The organism is Ottowia thiooxydans (assembly GCF_040548795.1).
Lineage (GTDB): Bacteria > Pseudomonadota > Gammaproteobacteria > Burkholderiales > Burkholderiaceae_C > Ottowia > Ottowia thiooxydans_A.
This window is the reverse complement of record NZ_JBEPSH010000005.1, coordinates 303,648-327,788: the sequence shown is the minus strand read 5'-3', so window position 1 is coordinate 327,788 and position 24,141 is coordinate 303,648. Positions and strand designations below refer to the sequence as shown.

Sequence of the window (24,141 nt, the reverse complement as noted above, 5' to 3'; positions counted from 1 at the left end):
CCTACCTGGCCTCCTGGACAGAGACAGCATAGGCTTGGCCGAGGTCCCAGCGTGACTGCCAATGCTTGAGGTATTGATTGGCCACGTCTGGCATGCCCCGCATGACCACCACGTTTTCGGAATTGGCCTTCTCTGCAGACGGTGCAAAATTGAACGACCCGGTTTCAACCGTGTGGCCATCCACGATGATGACTTTGTCGTGGTGGAGATTGAAGTGATGGTTGGTCCTCACCTGCACGCCTTGGCTGCTGACGAAGTCCATTACTGACTTGCTGGTCTTGTTCTGGTTGCGTTTCTTGTCCACGACGATGCGCACCTCAACACCTCTGCTCTGTGCCCTGACCAGTGCCTGCGCGATATCTGGCGACCGAAATGAATAGGCCTGCATCTGAATGCTATTCTGCGCACCTTCAATGACTTCCATGACCAGCTTGCGAGCAGATCCTTCTGGAGAAAACCCCACCTGCACGCTAGGCTCCGCGTGGAGCCAGACGGGAACGCAAAGAAAGCCTGCAATGGTGAAACGTCGAATAGGCGACATGCTTGACTCCTGACAGCAGGTTAATTATTGCTGGTTTCAAGCGCCGCTCAGTTGCTCGGCCACCTTGAAAGTGAAGTCGAGTTCCACCGTGGCCCCCTTGGGTAGTTGCAACACACCCACCGACGTACGCGCGTGTGCGGAATTCGGACCGAGGACAGTGCGCAACAGATCGGAGGCTGCATCTGCCACCTCGCTGTGCTGAGTGAATGTCAACGCTGAACGTATGAACACGCTCATACGAGGAACGCTGCGCACATGGTCAAGGGAGCCGCAGACCTGCTTGACCAAGGCAAGTGCTCGCAGGGTGCTGATCTGCGCCGCAAAACAAGCTTGTTCAAATGACGCTTCGGCACCCGCAGCACCTACTACGGCGATAGAGTCACCCATGCGAGGTATTTGGCCGCTGACGTAGATGAGGTCACCATCTCGCAGCGCAGGGGTGTAGTTCCCGCCTATTTTTATAGGAGCGGACAGCGGAAAGCCGAGCGCATGGGCTTGCGTTTCAAAGCGATGGTCTGAGGACATGGCTCTATAGAAATATTTTTGACCGAACAGGCAGTCACGCCGGATAGATCGGAGGTGCGCCAACACTGCAAGCTTATGACAAGTTCTCGATCTGATCGAAAGCTGAAGGCATCGATATCACGGCACAATCCTTGAGATCATGGCGGTTGCTTGAGACTCGGCACACACGGGTGTTGTGTCAGATTCTCACGCACGGCTGGCACTTTTTGAAGGATTGCACCCATGCCCATCACCTTGGAAATACGCGACCACATCGCCACCGTGACCCTTGACCGCCCGGAAGCGATGAACGCCATCGACCCTGAGTCCGCCGAGCAGTTGCACAGCGCCTGGAGTGAAATAACCAACCGCCAGGATGTCCGCGTAGGCATTCTCATCGGATCTGGTGAACGCGCGTTCTGTGCGGGCGTCGATTTAAAAAAGACCATGCCTCCGCCCGAGAGCTTCGCCGAATTGCATTTCGGAACTCACGCGGCCAGAGTACCCATTTCCGCATTGCAAACTCCCAAGCCCATGATTGCAGCGATCAACGGACTTGCGCTCGGTGGCGGGTTGGAACTGGCCATGCTCTGCGACATACGGCTGGCCTCCCGTCACGCCGTGTTCGGCTTTCCTGAAGTGTGCGTGGGCAGCATTCCTGCAGGCGGTGGAACGCAGCGCATCGTACGAGCCGTGGGACAGTCGGACGCCATGCTGATGCTTTTGAGTGGCGAGCGCCTGGACGCCCAGGAAGCCCTGCGTATTGGTCTGGTCAGCCGAGTGGTCGAGCCTGGGGATCTCTTGACAGCAGCGCGCACCCTTGCGACCCGGATCGCAGCGAACGCCCCGTTGGCAGTGGTGGCTGCGAAGAAGCTGGCGCAAGTCGGTGGCGAGTTGTCTCTTGCTGCGGGCCTTGAGCTGGAGCAGCAAGCCTTCGGCAATTTGCGCAATACGGAAGACAGGATTGAAGGTCGTCGCGCATTTGCCGAGAAGCGCCCACCCAAGTTCCAGGGCCGTTGAAAGCACCGGACTCGGTTGGTCGCCGCGGGGTTCGTATCTGCCACCACCTTCCGAACGAATCAAGGGCTACGCACAATTCATGCGTAGCCCTTGATCAACGAGACAGCTCGAGTGAACGGACTGCTCGCCACGGCTCCAGAAGGAGCGCCTGAATTACACGCCGATAGCGCTGCCGTCAGCTTTCTGAATAACCACGGTGGAGGAACGCGGGCGCACTTTGTCGCCAGCATTCGCTTTGGTCGCGTCCTCCGTATCGTAGGCAGGCCAGTTCACTGGGTGCTGGATGTTGACGAACACCGACTTCAAGTCCGGTGTGAACGCAAAGCCAGTGATCTCAGCTTCATTCGGGCCCACGAAGAAGCGGCGCAGGTCGCTCTGATTGTCCTTGTTGATGGCAGGGCCCACGCCAGTGGAATCTGCCAATGCGCCGGGAATGACCGCCAGGATCTGGTCGTTGGTAGTCTTGGCCACATCGTTGTTACGGCCACCGTCAATACCGTTGTCGGTCAGAATCCACATGATGCCGCGCGGGTCGATGCCCAAACCATCTGGGCTGGCAAACTGGTTGGCAGCGGTCAGGCCAGAGCGGTTGACATCGGCGGCAGCGCCGGCGCTTGAGCCGAACACGAAAATGTCCCAGCGGAACTTGTTCGAGTTGGGTTCGTCGTGCCAGCGCACAATGTGTCCATTGGCGTTGTTCAAACGTGGGTTGGGCGCATTGGTACCCGCAGCGGCATTGCGGCTGGTGTTGTTGGTGAGAGTTACGTAGACGTCACCATTGACGGGATGCGTCATGGTCCACTCAGGGCGGTCCATAGGCGTGGCGCCTACGAAGTCCGCAGCACCGCGTGTGTTGAGCAGAATGGCTTCCAGACTACCGAACTCTTCCAGCAGGGTACGACCATCTTTGCCCTTGGCAGATTCGTTCAATGGCAACCACTCACCTGAACCATCGGCACCAAAGCGTGCCACATACAGCGTGCCTTTGTCCATGTACTTGGCGCCCACGGCCAGGCGGTTGGTACGATTGGCATCCGAAGGATCCCATACGGCTTCGGACACAAAGCGGTAGATGTATTCGAAACGCTTGTCGTCGCCACTGTAGAAAGCCAGTGGCTTGCCTGCAACCGGATTGGCGTAGTTGGCACCCTCGTGCGAGAAACGGCCCAGCGCTGTGCGCTTGGTGGCAATGCTAGTGGGGTCGTAAGGATCAATCTCAACCAGGTAGCCGAAAGCATTGGCTTCATTGCGCCAGTCCTGGGTGGCATCCGCGCCAGTGGGCGTGATGTCGAAACGCGCAAACTCACCTTGCACCTCAGTCGCGTCGCCTGCAGCGGTTTCCCACTTGTAGCGGCCAGAGGTCGAAGGAATTTCCATGCGAACCTGGCTCTTTGGACGATCGGCTGCAGGCGCTTTGTTGACGAAGCATGCATACCAGTTCTCTTCGGCCGTGAGGTAGGTACCCCAAGGCGTGAAGCCGTTACCGCAGTTGTTGTTGGTGCCCCGTACCAACGTGCCGTTAGGCGAGTAAGGCGTTATGACCGAGGCAGTACCACGCAACGGGCCAGCCAGGCTCATGGGCGTGGCGGAAGTGAAGCGACGGTTGTACCTGGAGTTCTTGACCACGTTCCACTTGCCATCGGCCTTGCGTATGTGGATCACACCAGCGCCGTGGGCATTGATTTCCTTGCGGACTTCCTCTGCTGGCCGCTTGCCATCCACCGTGGTGGGGCCATTGGGGTGCAGCGCTTTCTCGTCGATGTACTCATAGTTGATGGCGAGCAAGCCTTCAGTGGAGCTACCTTCCAAAGGAAAGTAATGCATGCCGTCATGGTGCATGCCCGCTGAGTGGAGCAGGTCGTTGGAGCTGTTATTGCCGCCGCGATCCCAGGGAGCTGCGTTGTCGTCGAAAGGAGTGCCCCAAGGTGCCAGCACGTGAGCGATGTAGCCAGCAGGAACCACGCAGCCATCAGTCATCGACACAGGCAAGGATTGGAAGCCAAGTGTCAACTTGGGATCAGGAGTGGGCGTGTCATCATCACCACCGCCACCACAAGCGCTGAGGCTGACGCCAGACAGCACTGCCAACGCAGCTCCCAGACCACCCCGGGCGAGTGTGCGGCGTGACAAGGTCTTTTCAAGAATGCTGCTGAAAGGTTCGTTGCCGCTTGCGTTACTGACGGCATTGCTCGTAATGTGTTTGCTCATTGTGGGTACTTTTTAAAGTCTGCTACTTGTCGGACGAACGTAGTCTAGGAGCCGTATATGACGAAATGAAGTCAGTCAAAAGTCAGTACAACGACGCAATGCCTGGCTGCGGTTTGCGTTGAGGATTACAGGCCTGATGGGTCTGCACCCTTTCAACTTGGGTTGCATGTAGGTACCATGCTCTTCCAAAGAATCATCCCCATCACAATGAACGGAGCAAGGCTGTGGGCAAAGTGGAAATACGACCACTGGAAGCGAAAGACGCTGAAGAGTTTTCCGCCTTGCGCCGGGCAGTCACGGCAGATAACCCCGTCCCTATGGGACTCAGCATGGACGAGGAACTGACAAGACCTCTAGAAGGATTTCGGGATCAGCTCTCATCACCAGCGCCCAATGCGGCGTTCGGCGCTTTTGTGGATGGTGTGTTGCAAGGCTGTGCTGCTCTCGCCTGGACCAGCAGGTTTGAGTCTTCGAGGCACAAGGCCTTGCTGTGGGGGACATTCGTGGCACCAAACCATCGAGGCCAGGGGATCGCGCGCATGGTTGTGGGGCGGGCCATTGAGCATGGGAGGAACAACGCCCTCCAAAGAATCAACTTGATGGTCTACATCCCGAATGTGCCCGCCGTGGCCTTGTACGAGGGTTTTGGATTTACCCCTTACGGTGTAGAACCAAAGGCTGTTTTCTTGAATGGCCAGTATTACGACGGCCAGCACATGACCTTGGCTCTTGGGGAGACAGCAGCGACTGCATGACGCTTGCGGACTCAGCTTGTTGCCCCACGGTGAACCGCAGGGACTTCAAGCAGATGCCGCGCCAATGCAGGTTAGCCAAAGCGGCGCAAGCCTTTGAGGATGTTGTCGATGAGCCAGCTAACACAGCACGGTGGCATGGCTTCACAGCTAAAGGGCTAGGGACTGTGTTCAAAACCCTGCCGACGCGCTCTTACTATCAAAGAATGATGTTGTTCTTGGGTTGCAGCAGAGGTGGCACGTCGACATCGCCTAGCAGTGTGCGCAGTTCGACTTCGACCATTCGCGCAATCTGTGCAATGGGAACGTCGTTGGCGCCTCCTTCGAACGGATTTTCGGTGCTCTCGCCGACCTGTAGCAGCGAGGTGTACATCCATGAGATCAGCACACTGAACGGAACCACCAGCCACACCCGGTGCAGTGCATCGAACTCCTTGAGCAAGCCGAACGGCAAGAGAATGCAGAACAAGCGGATGAACAAGGCATTGACGATGGCGTACTGCCGAGGATAGGGGAAGTTCTTCAGCCGCTCGCTGCGGCCTTGGTGATCGAGCAGTTCCTTGATTCCTTTTTCCATCTCAATAAAGAAATTGATGACGATTTCGCCGCGAGCGAACATATTGCGGATCGCCTCGCTCTGCTGTGACATGAGCAGCGTCGGCTTGCTGCGCGAGGCCAGCACGGCAGCAAGCGCATCACCCTGGATGTAGCGGGCCAGTTCGGTCTCCAGAGGGCTTTCGTGTTCAGGCACGCTGTAATTCGTCTGGTATTCGGCATTGGTGCTCCGGGAGGTGCTTTCCCAGGCGCGCTGCCTTCGCATCTGGTAGCGCAGCGCCGTCACCCAGGCGATGTGCCGGTTGACAAGCTCGCGGGTGGCGTCCGGGTTGCGCACGTAATCTCGGCTCATCAAACCCCAGGCCTTGCTGCTGCTCCGGATCGCCGTCCAGACCTGTTGCGCCTCTACCGTACGCGCGTAGGTTTGGGTGTTGTTGAAGCTCACGATCAGCACGGTGGCCGTACCGATGAGCGCCACCACCGTCCACGGGATGGACAACCAGTGCCAGCCCGCCAATTCGTAGAGGCTGACAGGCACGATGGCCAACGCCAGCAGCAGGTAGATCTCGCGCCGAGTCCAGACGAAAAACTCGCGCAGCCGGTATGAGCGGCCGACGTTCATCGGGTAGCCAACCAGGCGTCGAGGCTGGTCGGGCCAATCCGGGCATCGGCAGCCGTGGTGAGCGAAGCATCGACTATCTCCTGGCCGAAGTACAACGCCGCAGGATCAGCCACCACGGCACGCGTGTCGCCCGTGACACGAAGGTAACGCTCGACCATCGCCGCCATTCCAGCACGCTCAGGACCACCGACTTCGACCTTGCCGTTGACCGGTGCGCCCAATGTGCAGTCGGCTACGGCGATGGCCACGTCCTGCGCAGCAATTGGCTGCACGTGCGCGGATGGCAAACGTACGACGTCGCCAACAACGCCCGACTGAGCGATCGCAGGCAGGAACTCCATGAACTGCGTGGCCCGCACGATGGTGTATGGCTGGCCGGAGGCTTCAATGAGCTGCTCCTGCACGAGTTTGGCGCGAAAGTAGCCACTGCCCTGCAACCGCTCAGTGCCCACCACCGAGAGCGCCACATGATGCTGCACGCCGGCAGCCACCTCGGCAGCGAGCAGGTTGCGGCCCGAGGTCTGGAAGAAGTTCATGACGGCGGCGTCTTCGAATGAGGGTGAATTGGCCACGTCGACAACCACCTGCGCGCCCGCTAGTGCGGCGGCCAAGCCCTCACCTGTGAGGGTGTTGACGCCTGTGTTGGGCGAGGCCGCCACAGCCTCATGCCCACGTTGCCGCAACAGTGTGATGACTTTGCTTCCTATGAGGCCGGTGCCTCCAATGACGACGATTTTCATGGTCAATGCCTTGTGTTGATGTGTCGATGGTAGATATGAAACAATTTGGCTGAAATGACAAAGAACCCTGAAATACTGCCAAACACGATCGCCAAGCCGAGGTTGACGCCCCGACCATCTCCTCGCAGCACTCGCCCGAAGCGTGTGCTGTTCATCGCCTTCCCGGAGGTCGGCCTGCTCGACCTGACCGGAGCGCAGACCGTGTTCTGGTGCGCAAGCAAGGCGATGCAAGCCCGTGGCCTTCCGGGCTACGAGCGTTGCACTGCCAGCTTGGGGGGCGGCTTGGTGCGCAGCGCCGAAGGCTTGGTGCTGCAGACCGATGCGCTTGAGAAATATCGTGCGTCGACCGTGGACACACTCGTGGTGCCCGGCTCGCCGCACATGGCACAGGTGCTCGAAGACGCGGCGCCGCTGGTCCAGTGGCTCAAACGCGCAGCCGTCAAGACGCGTCGCACGGCATCTGTGTGCAGTGGGGCTTTTCTGTTGGCCTCCGCGGGCCTGCTCGATCAGAAGCGCGCCACTACACACTGGTTGCTGTTCGACATGATGCGCGATCGCTTTCCAACGGTGCAGATCGACCGCGATGCCATCTTCGTGCAGCAGGGCGCAGTGTGGACTTCGGCCGGTGTAACCGCCGGCATCGATCTGGCGATGGCGTTGGTCGAGGCCGATTGCGGCCACGACGTGGCGATGGAGGTGGCACGTGAACTGGTGGTCTACCTCAAACGTCCGGGTGGCCAGTCGCAGTTCAGCGGCATGTTGCGGTCCCAGACCGAAGACTCAGCAGCGATGTTTGATGAACTCAACCTCTGGATCGCTGACAACCTTGAGCGCAGCGACCTTGGTGTGGAGCAGTTGGCCGAGCAGGCCCGCATGAGCCCACGCAATTTTGCACGGGTCTACAAACAAAAGACCGGGCGAACACCAGCCAAGGCGGTGGAGCTATTCCGGCTTGAGGCAGCCAAACGGCTGCTCGAAGATTCCACCCGCAATATCGATCAGATTGCGAGGCTGTGTGGCTTTGGCGATGAGGAACGGATGCGCGTGAACTTCCGCAGACATCTGGGCGTGGCGCCCCGCGACTACCGGCGGCGGTTTGCGGCCTCCCTGACGCCGAAAACACTCACCGTCCAGAGAGAATGACCATCTATGACGAAGCGGCCATCTCCAAGGCAGTTGTCCGAGGCCGGACCAATCACTCTATGTATCAGTTCGGGGTCCAATACCAGAACAAGGCAAGCTCTGTAGAGCTGGGTTCCAGAGCCTTGTAGAGAAGTTTATCGAAACCGCCAAGTTGGAAGCCGCAGCGCTCATAGAGACAGCACGCAGGCCAGTTGGTATTTTGCGTTTCCAACATCACGCCCTGTAGTGCCATGGTGTTGGCTCTTCGAATGGAGTGTCTTACAAGGGCTTCTCCGACCCCCTGCCGGCGATAACCCACCCCCACGACAAGGTCGTGCACATAGAGGTAACCATTCCAATACGGCCCGCATCGCAACTCACCTGCAACCTTGCCATCAACAAGTGCAACATGGCACTCTGCCTCTTGATGGGCATCCACAGAGTAGGTTTTGACGTACGGATCGACTGGTATGGGATCCAGTAACAGGTGCCCCCGCTCAAGCCTGGGATTGGCAGAGTATTCGACAAGAAAGCTACGATCCGCCGCACTCCAGCTGGGGGCTAATTCAAGGTTCACTAGCGCGATTTCTAGCATGGCGATCGATTCAAGAAGCTTGGTTCACCCTGGACAACGCTCAGCTCATGATATCGACTCCGCACTCGAGGGAGCGCACCAGGCGCACAGCACCTTTTTTCAAACCGCGAAGAACCGAGATGCTGAAGGGCCAGCCGACAACTACCGTCTATTTTTTTACAGCAAAGACGGCGTCAGCCTTGACGATCGTCTTGTGGCCAACGCGCCCTGTGCAGCTGAGAAAAACAAGTCGCTGCCCGGACCGATTGATCTGTACAGCAAGCTCTAGCCAATCCCCCTCCTTGGCCCCGCTAAGGTAGGTGATACTCAGATTAGCCGTGACGGTAGGCACACCAGCGATACGCGATGCATTGAATCCCAGGGCACTGTCGACGACAGTCGCAATCATGCCCCCGTGTGCAACGGCATGGGAGTTCAGGTGGCTTGCCCGAACAAACAAGGCGACAGTAACCGTATTGTCTGACTCCACACGAGCATAGACAGGGCCGACCTGCCGCATGAATTCGCTTGTGGCGTGGTAATCAGAAAATCCTTCGGGAGCAGCCTTGGGGCTGCCTGCGGAATCATCAAGGTCCATCGTCCACAACCTTTTACTTATCGATTCGCCAAAACATGGGTCCGCGACGCCACCACTATGGTTTTTGCGGTCCGCCGAACTCAGCGCGAATGGCCGCGCTGTGCTGCCCTACGCTCGGAACGTGACCCAGCTTCCTGGGCTCGCCCCGAAAGATGGCAGGGGGCGCCACGATATCCGCATTCCCATGCACGGTCGATACAGATGCCCTGCGCAGATGGGGGTGCGACGACAGCTCCTTCACTCCGTTCACCTCGGCAAACGCTACTTGCGCAGCCTGCAGCTTGACGCATAGATCGTCGGGGGAAATCTTCGCAAGCGCGACCTTGATTTCGGCGTCCAGTTGCTCGCGGTTCTTTACTCTCAGCATGTTGGTGGCGAACTCAGGGCGTTCCAGCAGGTCTGGCCGCTCGAGCACCCTGGCTGCGAATCGGCTCCACTCGCCGTCGTTTTGAACGCCTATCAAGACGTCACGCGATTGGCCTACTTCTGCGCCCACCGGGAACGCACCGTAAGGAGCAATGGTGGGATGAGCAAGGCCGACCCTGGGCCATACAGTGCCGGCATAGTCATAGTGCAGTAGCGGCACTGTCATCCAATCGCACATGGCATCAAACAAGGACAAATGGATAGCGCTTCCCTCGCCTGTTCGCTCTCGTGCAAGCAAGGCCTCCAGAATGGCTGCGTGTGCATACATGCCGGTGCCAATGTCACAGGCCGAGATGCCAATGCGGCCCGGCGCCTCCGGCGTGCCGGTGACTGAACAGATACCGCTCTCCGCTTGTACCAGCAAGTCATATGCACGCATGTCCGAACGTGGGCCCCCTTCCCCGTAGCCACTGATGTCGCATGTAATAAGGCGTGGATGGCGTTGCCGCATTTCCTCCCAGCCAAATCCCGCTCTTGCCGCCGCCCCGGGGCCCAAGTTCTGGATCAGCACATCAGCGCCGGCGATGATTTGCTGCAAGAGGGCGCTGTCTTCTTCCTTGGTGTAGTCAAGGACGACCGACTCCTTGCCCCGGTTCAGCCAGACGAAATAGGTGCTATCGCCGTTGACTGCGTTGTCGTAGCCTCGTGCGAAGTCACCCTGGGGTCGCTCGATCTTGATGACCCTGGCGCCTGCATCAGCCAAACGGCTTGAGGCATAGGGCGCAGCAGCTGCTTGCTCGACTGCAACGACTGTGATTCCTTTAAGGGGATAGCTCATGCTCTTCTCCAAATATTCAAAAACCTAAGCAATTTCTTTCGCGACTACAACACGAGGCATTGCGCTGTTCCACCTTCCAGCACCACTGAATCTCGCTCTTCCACGCGGCAACGAAAGCGCACGTTCGGACCTTCATGCCAGATCTGAACTTCCAGGGTCTCACCCGGGTAAACCACGCCCGTGTAGCGGGCGGATATCTCTTTGAGTGCGGACGTATCGCCGCGGCACACTTTGGACACTATTGCGAAGCAAGCCACGCCCAGGCTGCACAGACCATGGAGAATGGGCTTTTCGAACCCGGCCGCCTTTGCAACCTCAGGATCTGAGTGCAAAGGATTGAGGTCGCCGGACAAGCGATAGATCAGCGCCTGCATCTGCAACGTGCTCCATCGAAAGCAGACCTGCGGCGGCCCAGCTGGTTCGGGTTCGCGCTTGGCCACAGGTGGTGCATGTCCACCAAAACCGCCGTTTTCGCGCGCAAGCGCCAGCCCTTTGAGGATTGCCAGGCACTCTTGGGTTGATGCATCGATCAACTCCCGCTGCCAGTGGATCAACGCGCCACGATTTTCCCCGCGGTCGAAAACATCGGTGACCTTCACGTGCGAATGGACCGTCCCCGCCGATGGGATGGGGCGACGGATTTCCAGGTGATGCGAAAGCGCGACCAAGCGTTCCCATTTGATCCCAAGAGACGGATCCCGCATCCATTCACCAGGGCTTGCCAGTACTGCGGCGATGGTGGGCAGTACTGAAATCCTCGTGCCCTGCACGAATCGCAGTTGCTCCACGTTGCACGGATCGTTTCCTATCCCAAGGCCCAAGGCATAGAGAATGCAATCGCGCTCGCCGAAAGTCTGACTCACCGGCGGAAAATTTCTCGCCTTGAGTAGGTCCAAGTTGGGGGCCGCACGCGCAGTAACTTCGCCGGTCAAGGCTTTTCTCCAGTCTTCTTAGCAGGCACTTCGGCTGAGTGATTGATCTCTGCGTTGTGTTCCCCGAGTCTCGGCGGTCCAAGGCGAACCGAAGCTGGTGAGGCAGAAAAGCCGATCGGAGGTGCAGGCATGACCAGATTTCCCTCGCTTGGATGCGGGAAGGTGCGAAAGAACCCGGTCTGAGCAAGATGAGGATCCATGCGCAGGGCATTCAGGTCGTGGATCGGCCCACAAGGCACATCGACTGCGCTGAGCTTTGCTAGCCACTCTTCGGATGTCCCCTCGCTCAGTGCCTCCTCAACGAGCGTGTAAAGCTCCCCGACGTGCTTCATGCGGTCGCCTATGGTCGTGAATCGCTTGTCATCCGAGAGCTCGGGTTTTTCTATGAGCTGGAATAGCCTTCGCCATTGAGAATCCGTATTGGCAATGATGCTGATATACCCGTCCTTGGTGTGAAGTGGCCGATGGCTGGGATTGAATACCCGGGCATAGCCCTTCCAACTCGTAGCCTCTCCAGGCTCCGGCTGCAGAACGCCGTCAGCCAGGTGATCAAGCAGATTGAACGAGGCCATAGTCTCCAGCATGGGGACTTCCACCTTCTGCGCAACGCCTTCGCGCTCCCGGTAGAGTAGTGCGGCGGTGATGGCCTGCGCGAGATAGACGCCACACAGCTTGTCTGTCAGCAGCATGGGGGCGTACGCCGGTTGCCCGAAGGCTGCGGCATTGAGACCCGCTATACCGCTCAGCCCTTGTATGACATCGTCGTATGCAGGTCGGTCGAAGTACGGGCCGCCCGCGCCAAAACCCTGCGCCGAGGCGTGAATAAGCCGGGGAAACTCCGCATGCAATGCTTCAAAGGTCAATCCCAACTTTTGCAGCGCTGAGCTTCGCATGTTGTGAACGAAGACGTCTGCCGTCGCGAACAGCTTGCGCAATGATCTGGCTCCTTCCGGCGACTTGAGATCAAGGACCACACTCCGCTTGTTTCTGTTCAGGTTCAGAAAAAACGAACCCATGCCTTTTGTTCTACCGGCTCCGATTCCCCGTGTTGGATCTCCTTCGGGCGGCTCCACCTTGATGACATCTGCGCCCATGTCACCCAGCAATTGGGTCGAGACCGGGCCAAACACAAAGTTCGACGCATCGATCACCACGATGCCTGTCAATGGGCCGCTCATGCTCGCACCTCCAATGCAGAAGATTGACTTGCGCGCTGGGCGGCCTTGAGCACGTCGGTGCCGATGATGATTTCTTGCACTTCCGTAGCTCCTTCATAAATGCGAAGTGCGCGGATGTCCCTGTAGAGCTGCTCGACCTTGGAGCCCACCTTGACGCCCTCGCCTCCGAATATCTGCACTGCCTGATCGATGACGACCTGGGCGGATTCGGTGGCAATGAGTTTAGCCATTGCCGCCTCTCGCGTGACGCGCCTTCCCTGGTCTTTCGACCAGGCAGCCCGGTAGACCTGAAGGGCCGAAGAATCCACTGAGCAGGCCATCTGTGCAATCTTGGACTGAACCAGTTGTAGCGAACCCAGGGTCGAGCCGAAGATTTGCCTCGAGTTGGCTCGGCCAACCGCTTCATGCATGGCGCTGCGAGCGAAGCCGAGTGCCGCAGCCGCCACTGAGGTTCGAAAGATGTCCAGGGTCTGCATGGCCAGCTTGAAGCCGCTCCCCTCGTCTCCCAGCAACTGGGCCTTGGGCACTTGGCAATTCTTGAACCTGAGACGCGCTAGAGGATGTGGAGAAATGACGTCGAGGCGTTCAGCGACCTCGAGCCCCGGGGTCTGTGCATCGACGATGAACGCTGAAATTCCACTGGATCGCTGGCTACCCGGAATCCGGGCAAAGACCACATAGAAGTCAGCGATACCTCCGTTGGAAATCCAGGTTTTCTCACCATTGAGTACAAAGTGCTCGCCGCTGCGCTCCGCCGTGCACTGCATGGCTCCGACGTCGGATCCTGCGGAAGGCTCAGACAACGCGAATGCGGCGATGAGCTTTCCTGCTGCGACGTCTTTTAAGTACAGGCGCCGTTGTTCAGCAGTTCCAACGAGAGAGATGGCGCCCGAACCCAGTCCCTGCATTGCAAAGGCAAAGTCCATGAGGGCATGGTGCCGGGCGAGGATTTCGCGGGCAACGCAGATCGAGCGAGTGTCTAAAGGGGACTCCGAACCATCGCCCAGATCTACACAAAGGCGCAGAAAACCCGCGTCACCCAGCGCCTTGACCAATTGCCTGCATACGCTGTCTACGGTCTCGCGCGAAGGTTGCCGATCTTCAAGTTGCGGAATGCGCAACTTGTGCGCCCAAGTCTCCAGCTCCTGGGCAAGGAGCCGATGCTTTGGCTCCAGGAAGGGCCAGTCGAGAGACGTCAGCGGATCGTTGTCAGGAGTCATTTGCCGTATTGAATAAATGCTGGACTTTTTATACTACTACGTAGTAGCATTACTTTAGCGCACAAAAATCTGTTGCGCCAGCAATTCTTTGCAACAGGCAGCTCAGCCCCCAAAATTTGGAGTACAGCGTGGGACGCAAACGAGAGATCGGCACACCCGCCGGAGACGAGAAGCAACAAGGCATCCTGGATGCGGCAGCTGCTGTTTTTATGAAACAGGGCTTCGCACTCACGTCGCTCGATGACATCAGCGACAACTATGGCTCCGCTTCCAAGGGAATCATCTACTACCACTTCCGCAGCAAAACCAACCTGTTCTTCGCCGTGCAACGGCGCGCCATGGAACTCACCCGCCAGGCTATTGCGGGCATTGCAACGGGACCAGGCACACCTCGCCAACGGTTAGAGCAGATGTCCATTGCCCACACTTTGCTGGTGATGGAGCATCTCCACTACCTGCGTGTCGCGGCGCAAGGGCTGGAGATGCAACTGGGCAGTCGAACCACGGAAGAAGAGCGACGGGAAATAGTAAGTGTGGTTGCTTTGCGAGACAGCAACGAGAAACTCTATCTCGAAGTGATCCAGGCCGGCGTGGAGTCTGGGGACTTTCGGAAGGTCGATCCCAGGATTGCGGTCAAGGCCCTCCTGGGTGCACTGAACTGGACCTCTCGCTGGTACCACCCCAGAGAAGGTGAGACGCAGGCGCAGCGCCTGAAACTCGCCGAGGAAATCGGTCGTTTCGCGCTGCACGCATTTCTGCCGGAACGCAACCTCAAGGCGGTCTCATGAGCTCCAAGATCCTGATCGAAAAAGACGGTGCGGTGACGACGATCATCATCAACCGGCCAGAAGTACGAAATGCCCTCGACCTGGAGACGACAGAAGCACTGGGCGTCGCGCTGCGTACCTTCGAACTGGATGAGAGTGCGCGCGTCGCCGTGCTTTGCGGCGCAGGCGGGGCTTTCTGCGCCGGCGCAGATTTGAAGGAATTGGCTGCGGGTACCGTGTATGACGCCTGGGCTGGCGAGCACGGCCCGCTGTCTCGCCCTCTCGCCAAACCCGTCATCGCGGCGATTGCAGGGTATGCATGTGCTGGGGGACTGGGCATTGCGCTTTGGTGCGATCTGCGTGTCGTCGAGGCATCTGCCACATTCGCCGTGCTCTCGCGCCGCTGGGGTGTTCCCATGAGCGACGGAACCACAGTGCGGCTTCCACGCCTGATTGGACTCAGTCGCGCGCTCGACATGTTGCTGACAGCACGCAAAGTAGGTGCCGAAGAGGCGCTTGCCATGGGGCTGGCCAATCGCGTTGTCGAAGACGGCTGTTCGCGCGCAGAGGCGCAATCCCTGGCCCAGATGATGTGTGAATTCCCGCAGGTTGCGATGCGATCTGATCGCATGTCGGCCTACCATCAAGAGGGCATGGACCTCTCTTCCGCACTGATTGCAGAGGACACGTTCGCAGCCGAAGCCAAAACTCTCGAGGCGGGTGCGGGCGCCGCACAATTTGCGTCCGGACGCGGGCGTCATGGAGCGCTCAGATGAAAGCGGTCGTAGTGCGACAGTTCGGGCTGCAAAATGCGCAGATCAGCGAGGTTGCTTCCCCAACGTTGACCGAGGACGGTATCCGGATTCGAGTTCGATCGTCGGGCGTGAGCTTCGCCAATCTCCTTGTGATTGAAGGTAAACATCAGAACCGCTGGGAGCCACCTTTCACGCCGGGCACCGAGGTGGCCGGCGTCGTGCTGGAATGTGGGCCTGCAGTCACTCTGTTCAAACCCGGGGATCGGGTCGTTGCCGGAGTTCGGCATGGGGGATTCGCCGAAGAGGTGGTTGCCCCGCAGCACAACGTTTTTGCACTCCCGGCGGCGGTGGATTTCGACGCCGCCGTGCATTTTCCGACGATCTACGCCACAGCCTACGGCGCCCTGAAGTGGCGCGCACAGCTTCAGCCGCAGGAAACGCTGCTCGTCCACGGCGCCGCGGGAGGTAGTGGACTTGCGGCTATCGAAATCGGCAAGAAACTGGGCGCTCGCGTTATTGCGAGTTCAAGCACCGAACCCAAGCTTCGCGTAGCAGAGGAGCACGGCGCTGACGTGCTGATCAACTACAAACAAGGCGGATTTCGGGATGCAGTGCTCGCCGCAACAGACGGCCGAGGTGGTGACGTCATTTTCGACCCTGTCGGAGGCGGCACCTTCGACGAGTCACTGAGATGCATTGCACCGGACGGACGAATCATTCCCATGGGCTTCGCGGGCGGAACCATTCCCTCCGTTCCGGCCAACATTCTCCTGGTCAAGAACATCACCGTCATCGGCATCTACTGGGGCTACTACATGGGCTGGGGCCGCCAGTCGCCGCCAGCTTCGACAGAAGCCAAAGTGAGAGCTGCCTTCGCCGAATTGCTCGGATGGGTCGCGGCAGGAGATCTACGCCCACGCACCCACAAAGCCTACGCGCTGGCCGACTTCCAGGAAGCGCTGAGCGCGCTCTCCACGCAAAGCGTCATCGGTAGAAGCGCCCTTCACCCCTGATTCAACCGCCCCATCCCGCCCAATTTACCAACCAAGGAGACAACGTGTCAGCTCTAAAAACATTGCTATTCGGATTTGCCCTTGCCGCGACGAGCCTTGTCGCGCCCGCACAACCAACCTTTCCTGAGAAACCCATCAAGCTGATCGTTCCGTACCCGCCGGGCTCCGGCACCGATACGGTGGCCAGGTACACCGCGCGCCGCCTTGAGACAGCACTCAAACAGCCTGTGGTGGTCGAGAACCGCGCCGGCGGCAATGCCATCATTGCTGTACAAGCCGTGATCAACTCCCCCGCCGATGGCTACACACTTCTGTGGGCAGCCAATGGTCCCGTGTCGACGAACGTCGCCTTGTACGAGAAGCTGCCCTACGACCCTTTGGTTGACCTGCAACCCGTAGCACGTGTCGCCTATTCCCCAATGGGTCTTTTTGTGCCCTCCAATTCACGCTTCAAGACCGCGACTGAACTACTCAACGAAACCAAGAGCAACCCGGGCAAGTTGAACTACGCCAGCGGCAGCGCGACCTATAACATTGCCACGGAGTGGCTTCTGTCCATCGCCGGAGGGAAAGCAACGCAGGTGTCGTACAAGGGTTCAGCTCCGGCAATTGCGGACCTGGCCGGTGGTCAGGTGGACTTCTCCATCGTCGAACTCAGTGCGGCGACACCGCTCGTGCAAGCCGGGAAGATCCGTCTGCTGGCTGTAACCGCCGAGAAGCGCATGCCTAACGAACCCAACACCCCCACTCTGCAAGAGCTCGGCTACAAGGATTTTTTCCAAGTGGCCTGGTGGGCAGTCTTTGCGCCCAAGGGTACTCCAGCGTCTGTGCGCAGCACGTTAGAGCAAACCCTGCTCAAAGTCTATAGCGATGCCGAAAGCAAGGAGTATCTCGACAAGAACAATTTCAGTGCATTCCTTGGCGACGCAGCTGCGCTTCGCAAGTTCCAGGAAAATGAAATCAAACGCGAAAGCCTGCTGGTCAAGGAATTCAAGATTCCAAAAATGTAGCATTCAACCATTCATACGCATCCTGTATTCGCTGTATGAAACCGAATGCACTGCGCTCGGAGTACGCAGAAGTGACCGAACCTACCCATCTCGTTCACCGCGCCACTCAGGGCGCTCTGGCGATCCTGAAGTTGGACAACGCGCCAGTGAACGCCCTGTCCAACGGCTTGAGACAGGCGCTTCATGCCCAGCTCACCTCCGCATTGAATGACCCTGCCATATCCGCGATCGTCTTATGCGGCGAAGGCCGATTCTTCTGCGCGGGAGCGGATATAAGGGAGTTCAACAAGCTGAGAGAGCAGCCTTGGACGGCTGCTCTCGCGAATCTACTCGACGCCGGGGGCAAGCCAGTCGTGGCCGCCATTCATGGCGCTGCGTTGGGCGGCGGCCTTGAGTTGGCATTGGGAGCGCACTACCGCATCGCCGGGCAGACGGCCAGGCTCGGTTTGCCAGAGGTCAAACTGGGCTTGATTCCTGGCGGCGGCGGCACACAGCGCCTTCCACGCCTTGTGGGGGCATCCATCGCTGCGAGAATGGTTGTCACCGGGGAGTTCCTGAGCGCCAAACAAGCTTTGGATATAGGCTTGGTTGACCAAGTCGTTAAAGATGGCGCCGAGGTCGCTGCAGCCCTCAGCCTCGCGCATTCACTGGTGCGTACCCGCGCTCCGTTGCGCCGGACACGCGATGCGACGGCCCTGGACGATGTAACCGCCTCTCGTGCTCAATTGAATGCGGTACGTTCCCAACTGGAGCAGCAAATCGCTGGCGCCTTGGCACCCACACTGGCATTGGAGTCGATTGCCCGTGCCATCGAAGATCCATTTGATGTTGGAATGGATTTCGAATTGAGCTCCTTCCTTCGCTGCCTGGCCAGCCCGGAAAGGGAAGTATTGGTTCAAGCGTTCTTCGCAAAGCGGCAGGGCGCACGCAACCATTGATCACGAGACACCTGAATGAACCGGGGGAGCGCCATCGATAGGTCACACGGTGAGCTGATGGCGCACAGACCGACTTTCGCGCTCATCGTGAAGCGTCTGAACCTCCGGCAGGCGTTGCTGGCGGGCTGGCCATCATCATGGTGGGCACGGCCAGGGGCAAGTTGGCGTTCTTGAAGTCATCCAGTATGGTGAACAGCAGGTCGCTGCGCACGCCACTGGCCATGCGTGGACTGGCCACGTAGGCGATGGCCTGAAAAATCAAGCTTCCGTTCTCTATGCCTTCCAGGCTCAGGGAGGGCTCAGGAGCTTCCAGCACGCCGGGGTGGGCGCGGCAGGCGGCCAGCATCAGCTCTCGCACCAGCTTCGCGTCGGTCGCCAACGGCATGGGCAGACGAATGAGTACGCGACCTTCTGTGCTCGTCAGTGTCATGTTGCGCACAGTCTTGGTGATGAACTCAGAATTCGGCACGATCACCGTGGAGCGGTCTCCAAGTTGTATCTCCGTGGCGCGCACGTTGATTCGCTTGATGTCACCTTCCGTCGTGCCCAGAATCACCCAGTCGCCCACCTTCACGGGCCTTTCTGCCAACAGAATCAACCCCGAGATGAAGTTCTGCACGATGGCCTGCAGACCAAAGCCAATGCCTACCGACAACGCGCTGGCAATCCAGGCAATGCGATTGATCCCTATACCCATGGCCGACATCCCGGCGGCCACCACCAACACCACGCCAGCGTAATTCAGCAGCGTAGACAGGGAACTCTGCATTCCCGGCTCCATGGTGGTGGTGGGCAGATAGCGCTCGCGCATCCAGCGCTGAAACACTCGCAGTGCCACGAAGCCACCAATCAGCACGGCCAGAGCACTGAAGATAGCGGCCGGTTTGATTTGAAACTCGCCGATCGTGAGACCCGCACTGATGCGGTCACTGCGCTGGAGCACTTCATCCGGTCGCGTGCCCAGTTGCGTTCCCAGCGCGATCAACATGTACAGAAACAGCAGCACACGCGACAGCGCCGACAGCACCACCGCGGCCTGATCTAACGTAGCCGGCGCAAAACCGAAGCTCTTTTGCAGGCGCTGCCCGACACTGCTGCGCGAGGACACGATCGCCATGAAGAGGTCATCGGCGAACTTGAACAACACGTAGAAGCTAATGCCCACCAGCCCCGCCCAGGCCAGTTGCATAGCGAGCAAGCTGGCTACGCTCATATAGCCGATGGCAACCAGAAGCACGACGCCTACCAGCGCCAATGCAACCAGGCCCAGCAGCAAACCTTGCCAGAGCGGGCGTGGTCCCGATGGCTCAGCCGCGTTCTCTTTGGGCTGCTCGGGCATGTGCAGGCGCTTCAGCGTAGCGGCAATCAGCAGCACCAACGCGATCGCCGTGGTGGCTTGGCTGGCATGTACTGCAGCCGTACTGAGCTGGACAATGGTTGCCACCTGGGTGGGCACCCAGACCATCACGCCAACCATCGCCACCAACCAGGGGAAGGCGCTGAGTCTCAGCGCCTGTGCATCGGAGAGAGGCGGCAGGCGCCAGGAAGGGCGGGCGTTGGCAAGAAGCGCTCGACCCAAGCTGGTCACGAAGACAATATAGAGCACCGAGTCATCGACCAGCGCCACCAGCTTGCCCGACAACGGACCGAAGCCAGCGCGCTCCTGAATTGTCTGCAGAAAGCCCTGCAGGGCGAGCGCCACCACCACCATGTTAACGGCGACGATGGAGATGACCAGCAACGAACGCCGCAGTCGGCCGCCCGGCAGAAAGCGCCGCGCCAGACGGGCAAGGCCGCGTTCAGCAAGCAAGTCACCCACGGTAATTGCCAGCAGCGCAAGTGCCAAAGCCAGCAGCACCGCACCGCGATGCTCCGGAGTTGCCAAGCGGGTGCCAGCGGCCTGCAGCTCATCGGCCAACGGCTCCAGCCGGGAGCGGTCGCCCGGCCAGGCCTGACTCAATTCACTCCAGAATGCACTTCCTAATGGCGACGAAGCGCGATCAGTTAATTGCGCGGCAAACAGATCGCGCTCGCGGGCGCGCAGTGCCTCGCTGCGCTGCTGGGTGTCAACCACGATCAGGCGTGCCAGCTTGATATCTGCGTCCACCGCGTTGCGATCTCGGGTCAGCGTGAGGCGTTGCCGCTTGATGTCGGGGTCTTCAGTAGACCCGGCGACCGGGGCCGCGCCCAGTTCACCAAGTCGTGCATTCAGATCCTTCAACTCACCCGAGCGCGCAGCAATGATGCGGGTCGCGTCTGAGTTCAATGCCGCGTAGCTGCTCAGCAGGGCGCTCACGGCTTCGTTGCCTACCGCCGTCGCAGGCAACCGTTCGAACTGGTTACGCAAGGATTCGACATCGGGCAAAGGTGCGTCAGTTGCCAAAGTTGGGGCAACCGATACGACCGGCGCCGAAGCCGCGGAGGCGGCCGGCTGAGCCTGAACCGTGGGCAGCGCCAGGCAGGACAGGAAAGCTAGGGCAAGCGCGCAACGGTGGATCCAGGTCATCTTTAGCATCATAGGAGGCCGGTTGGCGATTCACGGATAGCTTGTGAGCTTAATAGGCCTGCCTATGTTTCAAAATGCTTCGGGGCGATGCCTGACAGTACACCGAATTTTTTAAGCCGCGCGCAAACAACTTGTTGGCCCGCGCCTAGCGCAGGCAGTGGTGCTTTACAGACCCGGTCTCCAGGTCCCATGAAAGCCGAACGGCACGCGGTGCGGCAAACCTGCGACTGCAACAGGTCCCGCGGCCAGGTCCACGGCATCGAAGACCAGCAGGTCACTGCGTTGTTCCTTGTCACGCCATGCCACGGCAAGCAGCCAACCGTCACCTTCGGCTGCGCTGGTGGAGCGCGGTACAAAAACCGGCTCGGACACCACGTCTCCCAGAGGCAAGGTGTACATACTGCGTTTTCGTGTATCAAAGTCGAAACGGGCCAGGCTGTCGTAGAGCACGCTTTCCGAGTCATCCCGCGCGCGTGATGTCCTATGACAGGTATAGAAACCGTAGCGGTTACGCCGGCCCGCGTAGCGCTCGTCAATGCGGGGAAACTCCGCTGCCAGGTCGTCCAGGTATTCACGCTGGAATCCAGTGTCGGCGCTGCCCAGATTGAAGGTCCAGCGGCAAAGCCGCGCGGCCATGGCAGCGGGGTCTCCGGGCTGACCTTCAGCATCAGGCAGGCCGGGCGCCGTGTCCGACTGCATCACGTAGGCCACGATGGTGTTGCCATCGTCCCAGGCATTCATCACATGAAACACGTGGCAGGCGTCGGCGTCAAACCAGCGCAGTGTGTCCACCCCACCGCCGTGCGGCATCACGCCAACGTGGGTTCGCAGGCCCGTCTCCCAGGCCAGCAGTGGCTTGCCGCGCATGGCCCGTTCTACGCTGAGCGTCAGCGGCGTGACAGGAAAAAGCACATACCCACGCGTCACCATGAAGTCGTGCGCCATGCTGGCATACGGCGATGTGAATGACTCAAGCCGCGTGACCTCGCAATCCTGATCCATCACGCCATAGTGCATGGTCGGCGAGCAAGGGCCGTCGGGCGAGTAGGCAAAGAAATGCAGGACACCACTCTCGGGGTCGACTTTCGGGTGTGCGGTGAAACGCGAAGTCACGCGGTCACCGAAGCTTTGGTGACCTTTGGACGCCAGTGAATGGGGGTCTAGCTCAAAAGGTTGATGCGACTCTTCCAGCGCGAACAGGCGCTCGCCATGCCACAGCATATTGGTGTTGGCTGTTCCGCCGTTTTGGCCTTCCGCCCGCGGGTCGCTGGTGGCCGGGTTGCCAAAGGTGCCGAAGAGCGCGCGTCCAGCTGCATGCTCAAGCTGCCATTTCGGCGTGCGCGCCCAGCGGTTGCTGTACGACACCCTGCCCTGGCCGATATGAAAAGCATGCACCATGCCGTCGCCAGAGAACCAGTGGTAGCTGTTGTCGCGCGGCGCGTACTGCGGGTTTGGACCGACGCGGAACAAGCTACCGGAAAGCTCCGGAGGCAGCGTGCCTTCGATGTGAAGCGCCGGGATGTCATGCTCCTCAGTGAGAGACGCGTAGTTGCCATCAAAAAAGTGAGGGTTAGTCTGCATGGAGGTGTTCACGGGGATGATTTTTCGGGCTTGTTCAGGAAATAGACTCGTCGTCCAGGTGGGCGATGGCTTGCCTGACATAGGCGGCCAATGCCTCGTCGATGCCAGAGCCTGCCCGCAGAGCTGCGTCGCGGTGGAATGCACTTTGCAGCTTCGCGTGCAACGCGACGTCGCCGCCGGCCTTGGCCAGCGAGAGCGCCTGCCAACGCAGCGCCAGCGCGCGCATGGCGACACCATTGGAGGGAGCCCCCGCCAGCATCTGTTGCCGCGCCTCGGCAATGAGCGGTGGCCATGCATCGGTCTGCGCCACGTAGTGCTGGCGCAATGTGGCCATGTCTTCTGCACTGCAGTAGGGAGCGTAGAGCTGCAGGCGCGCGAAGGCCATCGCGTGCGAGATGTACCGAATGCCCGTGCGGTCCACTCCCGTCAACGCGTGAAGTGACGGCTCGTTCCAGTGCATGGTGTAGAGCTTCATCAACAAGCCTTCGTCGCCACCAGCTTCTTCGAGCAATAGCTCTATCCATCGCTGGGCCAAAATCTGTGCCTGCGGGTTCTCAGGGGAGACACCGGCCGCAATCAAGCGCTGCAACAATGCCAACAACTCGGCACGCTCCGGTGCCACGGCATCCGCGAAGCCCTCGCGCTGCGTCTTGAGCGTGCGCTGCTCGTCGTCGCTGAGGTATTTCGAGCCCGCGACCATGCTTTCAAGCGCCAGGAGCCAGTCGTTGATTCCCGGTTCTTCACTGGCCCGCAACTGGTTCTGCACTGTGAGCAAGTGCGCGCGCAGCATTGAAGCCTGCTCGATATCCCGGTCGAGTTGCGCTACCTGCTGGGCCACGACTTCCGAAATCGCGCCGGCCGCGTTGTCGAGCAAACCGTGTATCTCAGCAAGAGACAACCCAAGTCGCCGCAGCGCCTGAATGCGGTAAAGCCGGGCCACATCTTTCCGGCCGTACAGACGATAGCCGCCACTAGACCTTTCAGACGGCACCAATAGGGCGATGTCGTCGTAATGCCGCAGGGCGCGCACTGTCAGTCCGGTACGCCGAGCGAGTTCGCCAATCTTCAAAAACATGCCGTCCCTTCAAAGTAGAAGGCATCCTAGACCCTGCCGTAACGAGAGGGTCAAGCTCTTTGAGCGAAATAAAGAGCGTAGATCCAGGACGTCGGCTGCTTCATACTAAGCTGGTGTGTCTGGCGAATATCGACTGAATCCTGTAGAGACAGTGCTCAGACAGTCGGTGATCCTTCTCGATGGCGGGATGGAAAAACGTCTCCTTGTCCCGTGCCATACCCAGGCGCTGCATCACGGCCTCGGACCGATGGTTATGGATGGAGGTGAAGGAAACCACTTCTGGCGCTTTCAGTTCATCGAACGCGAACTGTAGGCAGGCTCTGGCACCTTCAGTTGCAAGGCCTTCCCCCCAATGCTCTTTCGCCAAGCGCCAGCCCACTTCTATGCATGGAGAAAAGGGCAAAGCTGCGGCCGGTATGTGCAAACCGATGAAGCCTATAAATAAACCCGAGTTCTTCTCCTCGGCCGCCCATAATCCCCAACCTCTTTCGGCAATCAGGCTTTGGCAGCGTTCTGCCATCTGATGGCTCTCCTGCAGACTGAGCGGCGACGTAAAGTATTTCATCACCTCTTCGTCGGCATTCAGCGCGCTGAAAGGCTCGAAGTCGCTCTCGCTCCATTGGCGAAGCAAGAGACGAGGCGTTGTTAGTTCACGATGCATTGCTAGTCAAGATGTTGGAGTTCAGCGCAGCGGGGTTCGTTTCATGCATGACTTTTGGCTGCGAC

At 59.2% G+C, this 24,141-nt stretch carries 23 protein-coding genes; 8 read left to right on the top strand and 15 right to left on the bottom strand.

From position 1 onward, the window contains the following. Window position 1: 1 nt before the first annotated feature. Window positions 2-541 (bottom strand): phospholipase D family protein, encoded by a 540-nt coding sequence (locus tag ABIE13_RS13630; protein ID WP_354444265.1) that lies wholly within the window; start codon window positions 539-541, stop codon window positions 2-4. Between the two features lie 36 nt (window positions 542-577). Beyond that, complete coding sequence (locus ABIE13_RS13625; RefSeq protein WP_354444263.1) at window positions 578-1,066, bottom strand: RidA family protein; 489 nt, start codon at window positions 1,064-1,066, stop codon at window positions 578-580. Between the two features lie 222 nt (window positions 1,067-1,288). Between ABIE13_RS13625 and ABIE13_RS13620 the strand changes: the two genes are divergently transcribed. Then, window positions 1,289-2,065 (top strand): enoyl-CoA hydratase/isomerase family protein, encoded by a 777-nt coding sequence (locus tag ABIE13_RS13620; protein ID WP_354444262.1) that lies wholly within the window; start codon window positions 1,289-1,291, stop codon window positions 2,063-2,065. Window positions 2,066-2,218: 153 nt separating this feature from the next. On the opposite strand, the gene ABIE13_RS13615 is transcribed toward ABIE13_RS13620, so the two are convergent. Next, window positions 2,219-4,273, bottom strand: a complete 2,055-nt coding sequence (locus ABIE13_RS13615) for a PhoX family protein (RefSeq protein ID WP_354444260.1) — start codon at window positions 4,271-4,273, stop codon at window positions 2,219-2,221. 224 nt (window positions 4,274-4,497) lie between these two features. On the opposite strand from ABIE13_RS13615, the gene ABIE13_RS13610 reads away from it, so the two are divergent. Next, window positions 4,498-5,028, top strand: coding sequence for a GNAT family N-acetyltransferase (locus ABIE13_RS13610; RefSeq protein WP_354444258.1), 531 nt, complete (start codon window positions 4,498-4,500; stop codon window positions 5,026-5,028). A gap of 196 nt (window positions 5,029-5,224) precedes the next feature. On the opposite strand, the gene ABIE13_RS13605 is transcribed toward ABIE13_RS13610, so the two are convergent. Together ABIE13_RS13605 and ABIE13_RS13600 are read right to left on the bottom strand one after the other, a co-directional pair. After that, window positions 5,225-6,202, bottom strand: coding sequence for a bestrophin family protein (locus tag ABIE13_RS13605; protein WP_354444256.1), 978 nt, complete (start codon window positions 6,200-6,202; stop codon window positions 5,225-5,227). Beyond that, on the bottom strand, window positions 6,199-6,942 hold the full coding sequence (locus tag ABIE13_RS13600; RefSeq protein ID WP_354444254.1) for an SDR family oxidoreductase: 744 nt from the start codon (window positions 6,940-6,942) through the stop codon (window positions 6,199-6,201). The genes ABIE13_RS13605 and ABIE13_RS13600 overlap by 4 nt, the downstream gene beginning before the upstream one ends. 54 nt (window positions 6,943-6,996) lie before the next feature. Between ABIE13_RS13600 and ABIE13_RS13595 the strand changes: the two genes are divergently transcribed. Beyond that, window positions 6,997-8,085, top strand: coding sequence for a GlxA family transcriptional regulator (locus tag ABIE13_RS13595; protein ID WP_354444252.1), 1,089 nt, complete (start codon window positions 6,997-6,999; stop codon window positions 8,083-8,085). Window positions 8,086-8,149: 64 nt separating this feature from the next. Here ABIE13_RS13595 and ABIE13_RS13590 read toward each other — a convergent pair whose 3' ends face one another. From ABIE13_RS13590 to ABIE13_RS13565, 6 genes are all read right to left on the bottom strand, one after another. Beyond that, on the bottom strand, window positions 8,150-8,659 hold the full coding sequence (locus ABIE13_RS13590) for a GNAT family N-acetyltransferase (RefSeq protein WP_354444250.1): 510 nt from the start codon (window positions 8,657-8,659) through the stop codon (window positions 8,150-8,152). Window positions 8,660-8,807: 148 nt separating this feature from the next. After that, complete coding sequence (locus ABIE13_RS13585) at window positions 8,808-9,236, bottom strand: PaaI family thioesterase (RefSeq protein ID WP_354444248.1); 429 nt, start codon at window positions 9,234-9,236, stop codon at window positions 8,808-8,810. A 55-nt stretch (window positions 9,237-9,291) separates the two neighbouring features. Further along, window positions 9,292-10,440, bottom strand: coding sequence for a CaiB/BaiF CoA transferase family protein (locus ABIE13_RS13580; protein WP_354444246.1), 1,149 nt, complete (start codon window positions 10,438-10,440; stop codon window positions 9,292-9,294). A 44-nt stretch (window positions 10,441-10,484) separates the two neighbouring features. Further along, window positions 10,485-11,372 (bottom strand): MaoC/PaaZ C-terminal domain-containing protein, encoded by an 888-nt coding sequence (locus tag ABIE13_RS13575; RefSeq protein ID WP_354444244.1) that lies wholly within the window; start codon window positions 11,370-11,372, stop codon window positions 10,485-10,487. Further along, on the bottom strand, window positions 11,369-12,550 hold the full coding sequence (locus tag ABIE13_RS13570) for a CaiB/BaiF CoA transferase family protein (protein ID WP_354444242.1): 1,182 nt from the start codon (window positions 12,548-12,550) through the stop codon (window positions 11,369-11,371). The genes ABIE13_RS13575 and ABIE13_RS13570 overlap by 4 nt, the downstream gene beginning before the upstream one ends. Continuing rightward, entirely contained in the window at window positions 12,547-13,770 is a 1,224-nt protein-coding gene (locus ABIE13_RS13565; RefSeq protein WP_354444240.1) for an acyl-CoA dehydrogenase family protein, read from the bottom strand. Before ABIE13_RS13565 ends, ABIE13_RS13570 begins: the two co-directional genes overlap by 4 nt. Window positions 13,771-13,898: 128 nt before the next feature. Here ABIE13_RS13565 and ABIE13_RS13560 point away from each other — a divergent pair, with 128 nt between their 5' ends. The 5 genes from ABIE13_RS13560 to ABIE13_RS13540 are packed head-to-tail and all read left to right on the top strand — an operon-like array spanning window position 13,899 to window position 18,253. After that, window positions 13,899-14,558: a TetR/AcrR family transcriptional regulator gene (locus ABIE13_RS13560; RefSeq protein ID WP_354444238.1), complete on the top strand. Its 660-nt coding sequence runs from the start codon at window positions 13,899-13,901 to the stop codon at window positions 14,556-14,558. Further along, on the top strand, window positions 14,555-15,313 hold the full coding sequence (locus tag ABIE13_RS13555; protein WP_354444236.1) for a crotonase/enoyl-CoA hydratase family protein: 759 nt from the start codon (window positions 14,555-14,557) through the stop codon (window positions 15,311-15,313). Before ABIE13_RS13560 ends, ABIE13_RS13555 begins: the two co-directional genes overlap by 4 nt. After that, window positions 15,310-16,305: an NADPH:quinone oxidoreductase family protein gene (locus ABIE13_RS13550; protein ID WP_354444234.1), complete on the top strand. Its 996-nt coding sequence runs from the start codon at window positions 15,310-15,312 to the stop codon at window positions 16,303-16,305. Before ABIE13_RS13555 ends, ABIE13_RS13550 begins: the two co-directional genes overlap by 4 nt. A 44-nt stretch (window positions 16,306-16,349) precedes the next feature. After that, on the top strand, window positions 16,350-17,315 hold the full coding sequence (locus ABIE13_RS13545) for a Bug family tripartite tricarboxylate transporter substrate binding protein (RefSeq protein WP_354444232.1): 966 nt from the start codon (window positions 16,350-16,352) through the stop codon (window positions 17,313-17,315). A gap of 35 nt (window positions 17,316-17,350) precedes the next feature. Further along, window positions 17,351-18,253, top strand: coding sequence for an enoyl-CoA hydratase/isomerase family protein (locus ABIE13_RS13540; protein WP_354444230.1), 903 nt, complete (start codon window positions 17,351-17,353; stop codon window positions 18,251-18,253). 82 nt (window positions 18,254-18,335) lie between these two features. On the opposite strand, the gene ABIE13_RS13535 is transcribed toward ABIE13_RS13540, so the two are convergent. From ABIE13_RS13535 to ABIE13_RS13520, 4 genes are all read right to left on the bottom strand, one after another. Next, window positions 18,336-20,759 (bottom strand): DUF3772 domain-containing protein, encoded by a 2,424-nt coding sequence (locus ABIE13_RS13535; protein ID WP_354444228.1) that lies wholly within the window; start codon window positions 20,757-20,759, stop codon window positions 18,336-18,338. Window positions 20,760-20,924: 165 nt separating this feature from the next. Further along, window positions 20,925-22,340: a carotenoid oxygenase family protein gene (locus tag ABIE13_RS13530; protein ID WP_354444226.1), complete on the bottom strand. Its 1,416-nt coding sequence runs from the start codon at window positions 22,338-22,340 to the stop codon at window positions 20,925-20,927. 34 nt (window positions 22,341-22,374) lie between these two features. Further along, window positions 22,375-23,415, bottom strand: coding sequence for a MerR family transcriptional regulator (locus tag ABIE13_RS13525; RefSeq protein WP_354444224.1), 1,041 nt, complete (start codon window positions 23,413-23,415; stop codon window positions 22,375-22,377). 100 nt (window positions 23,416-23,515) lie between these two features. After that, on the bottom strand, window positions 23,516-24,076 hold the full coding sequence (locus ABIE13_RS13520) for a GNAT family N-acetyltransferase (RefSeq protein ID WP_354444222.1): 561 nt from the start codon (window positions 24,074-24,076) through the stop codon (window positions 23,516-23,518). Window positions 24,077-24,141: the final 65 nt, after the last annotated feature.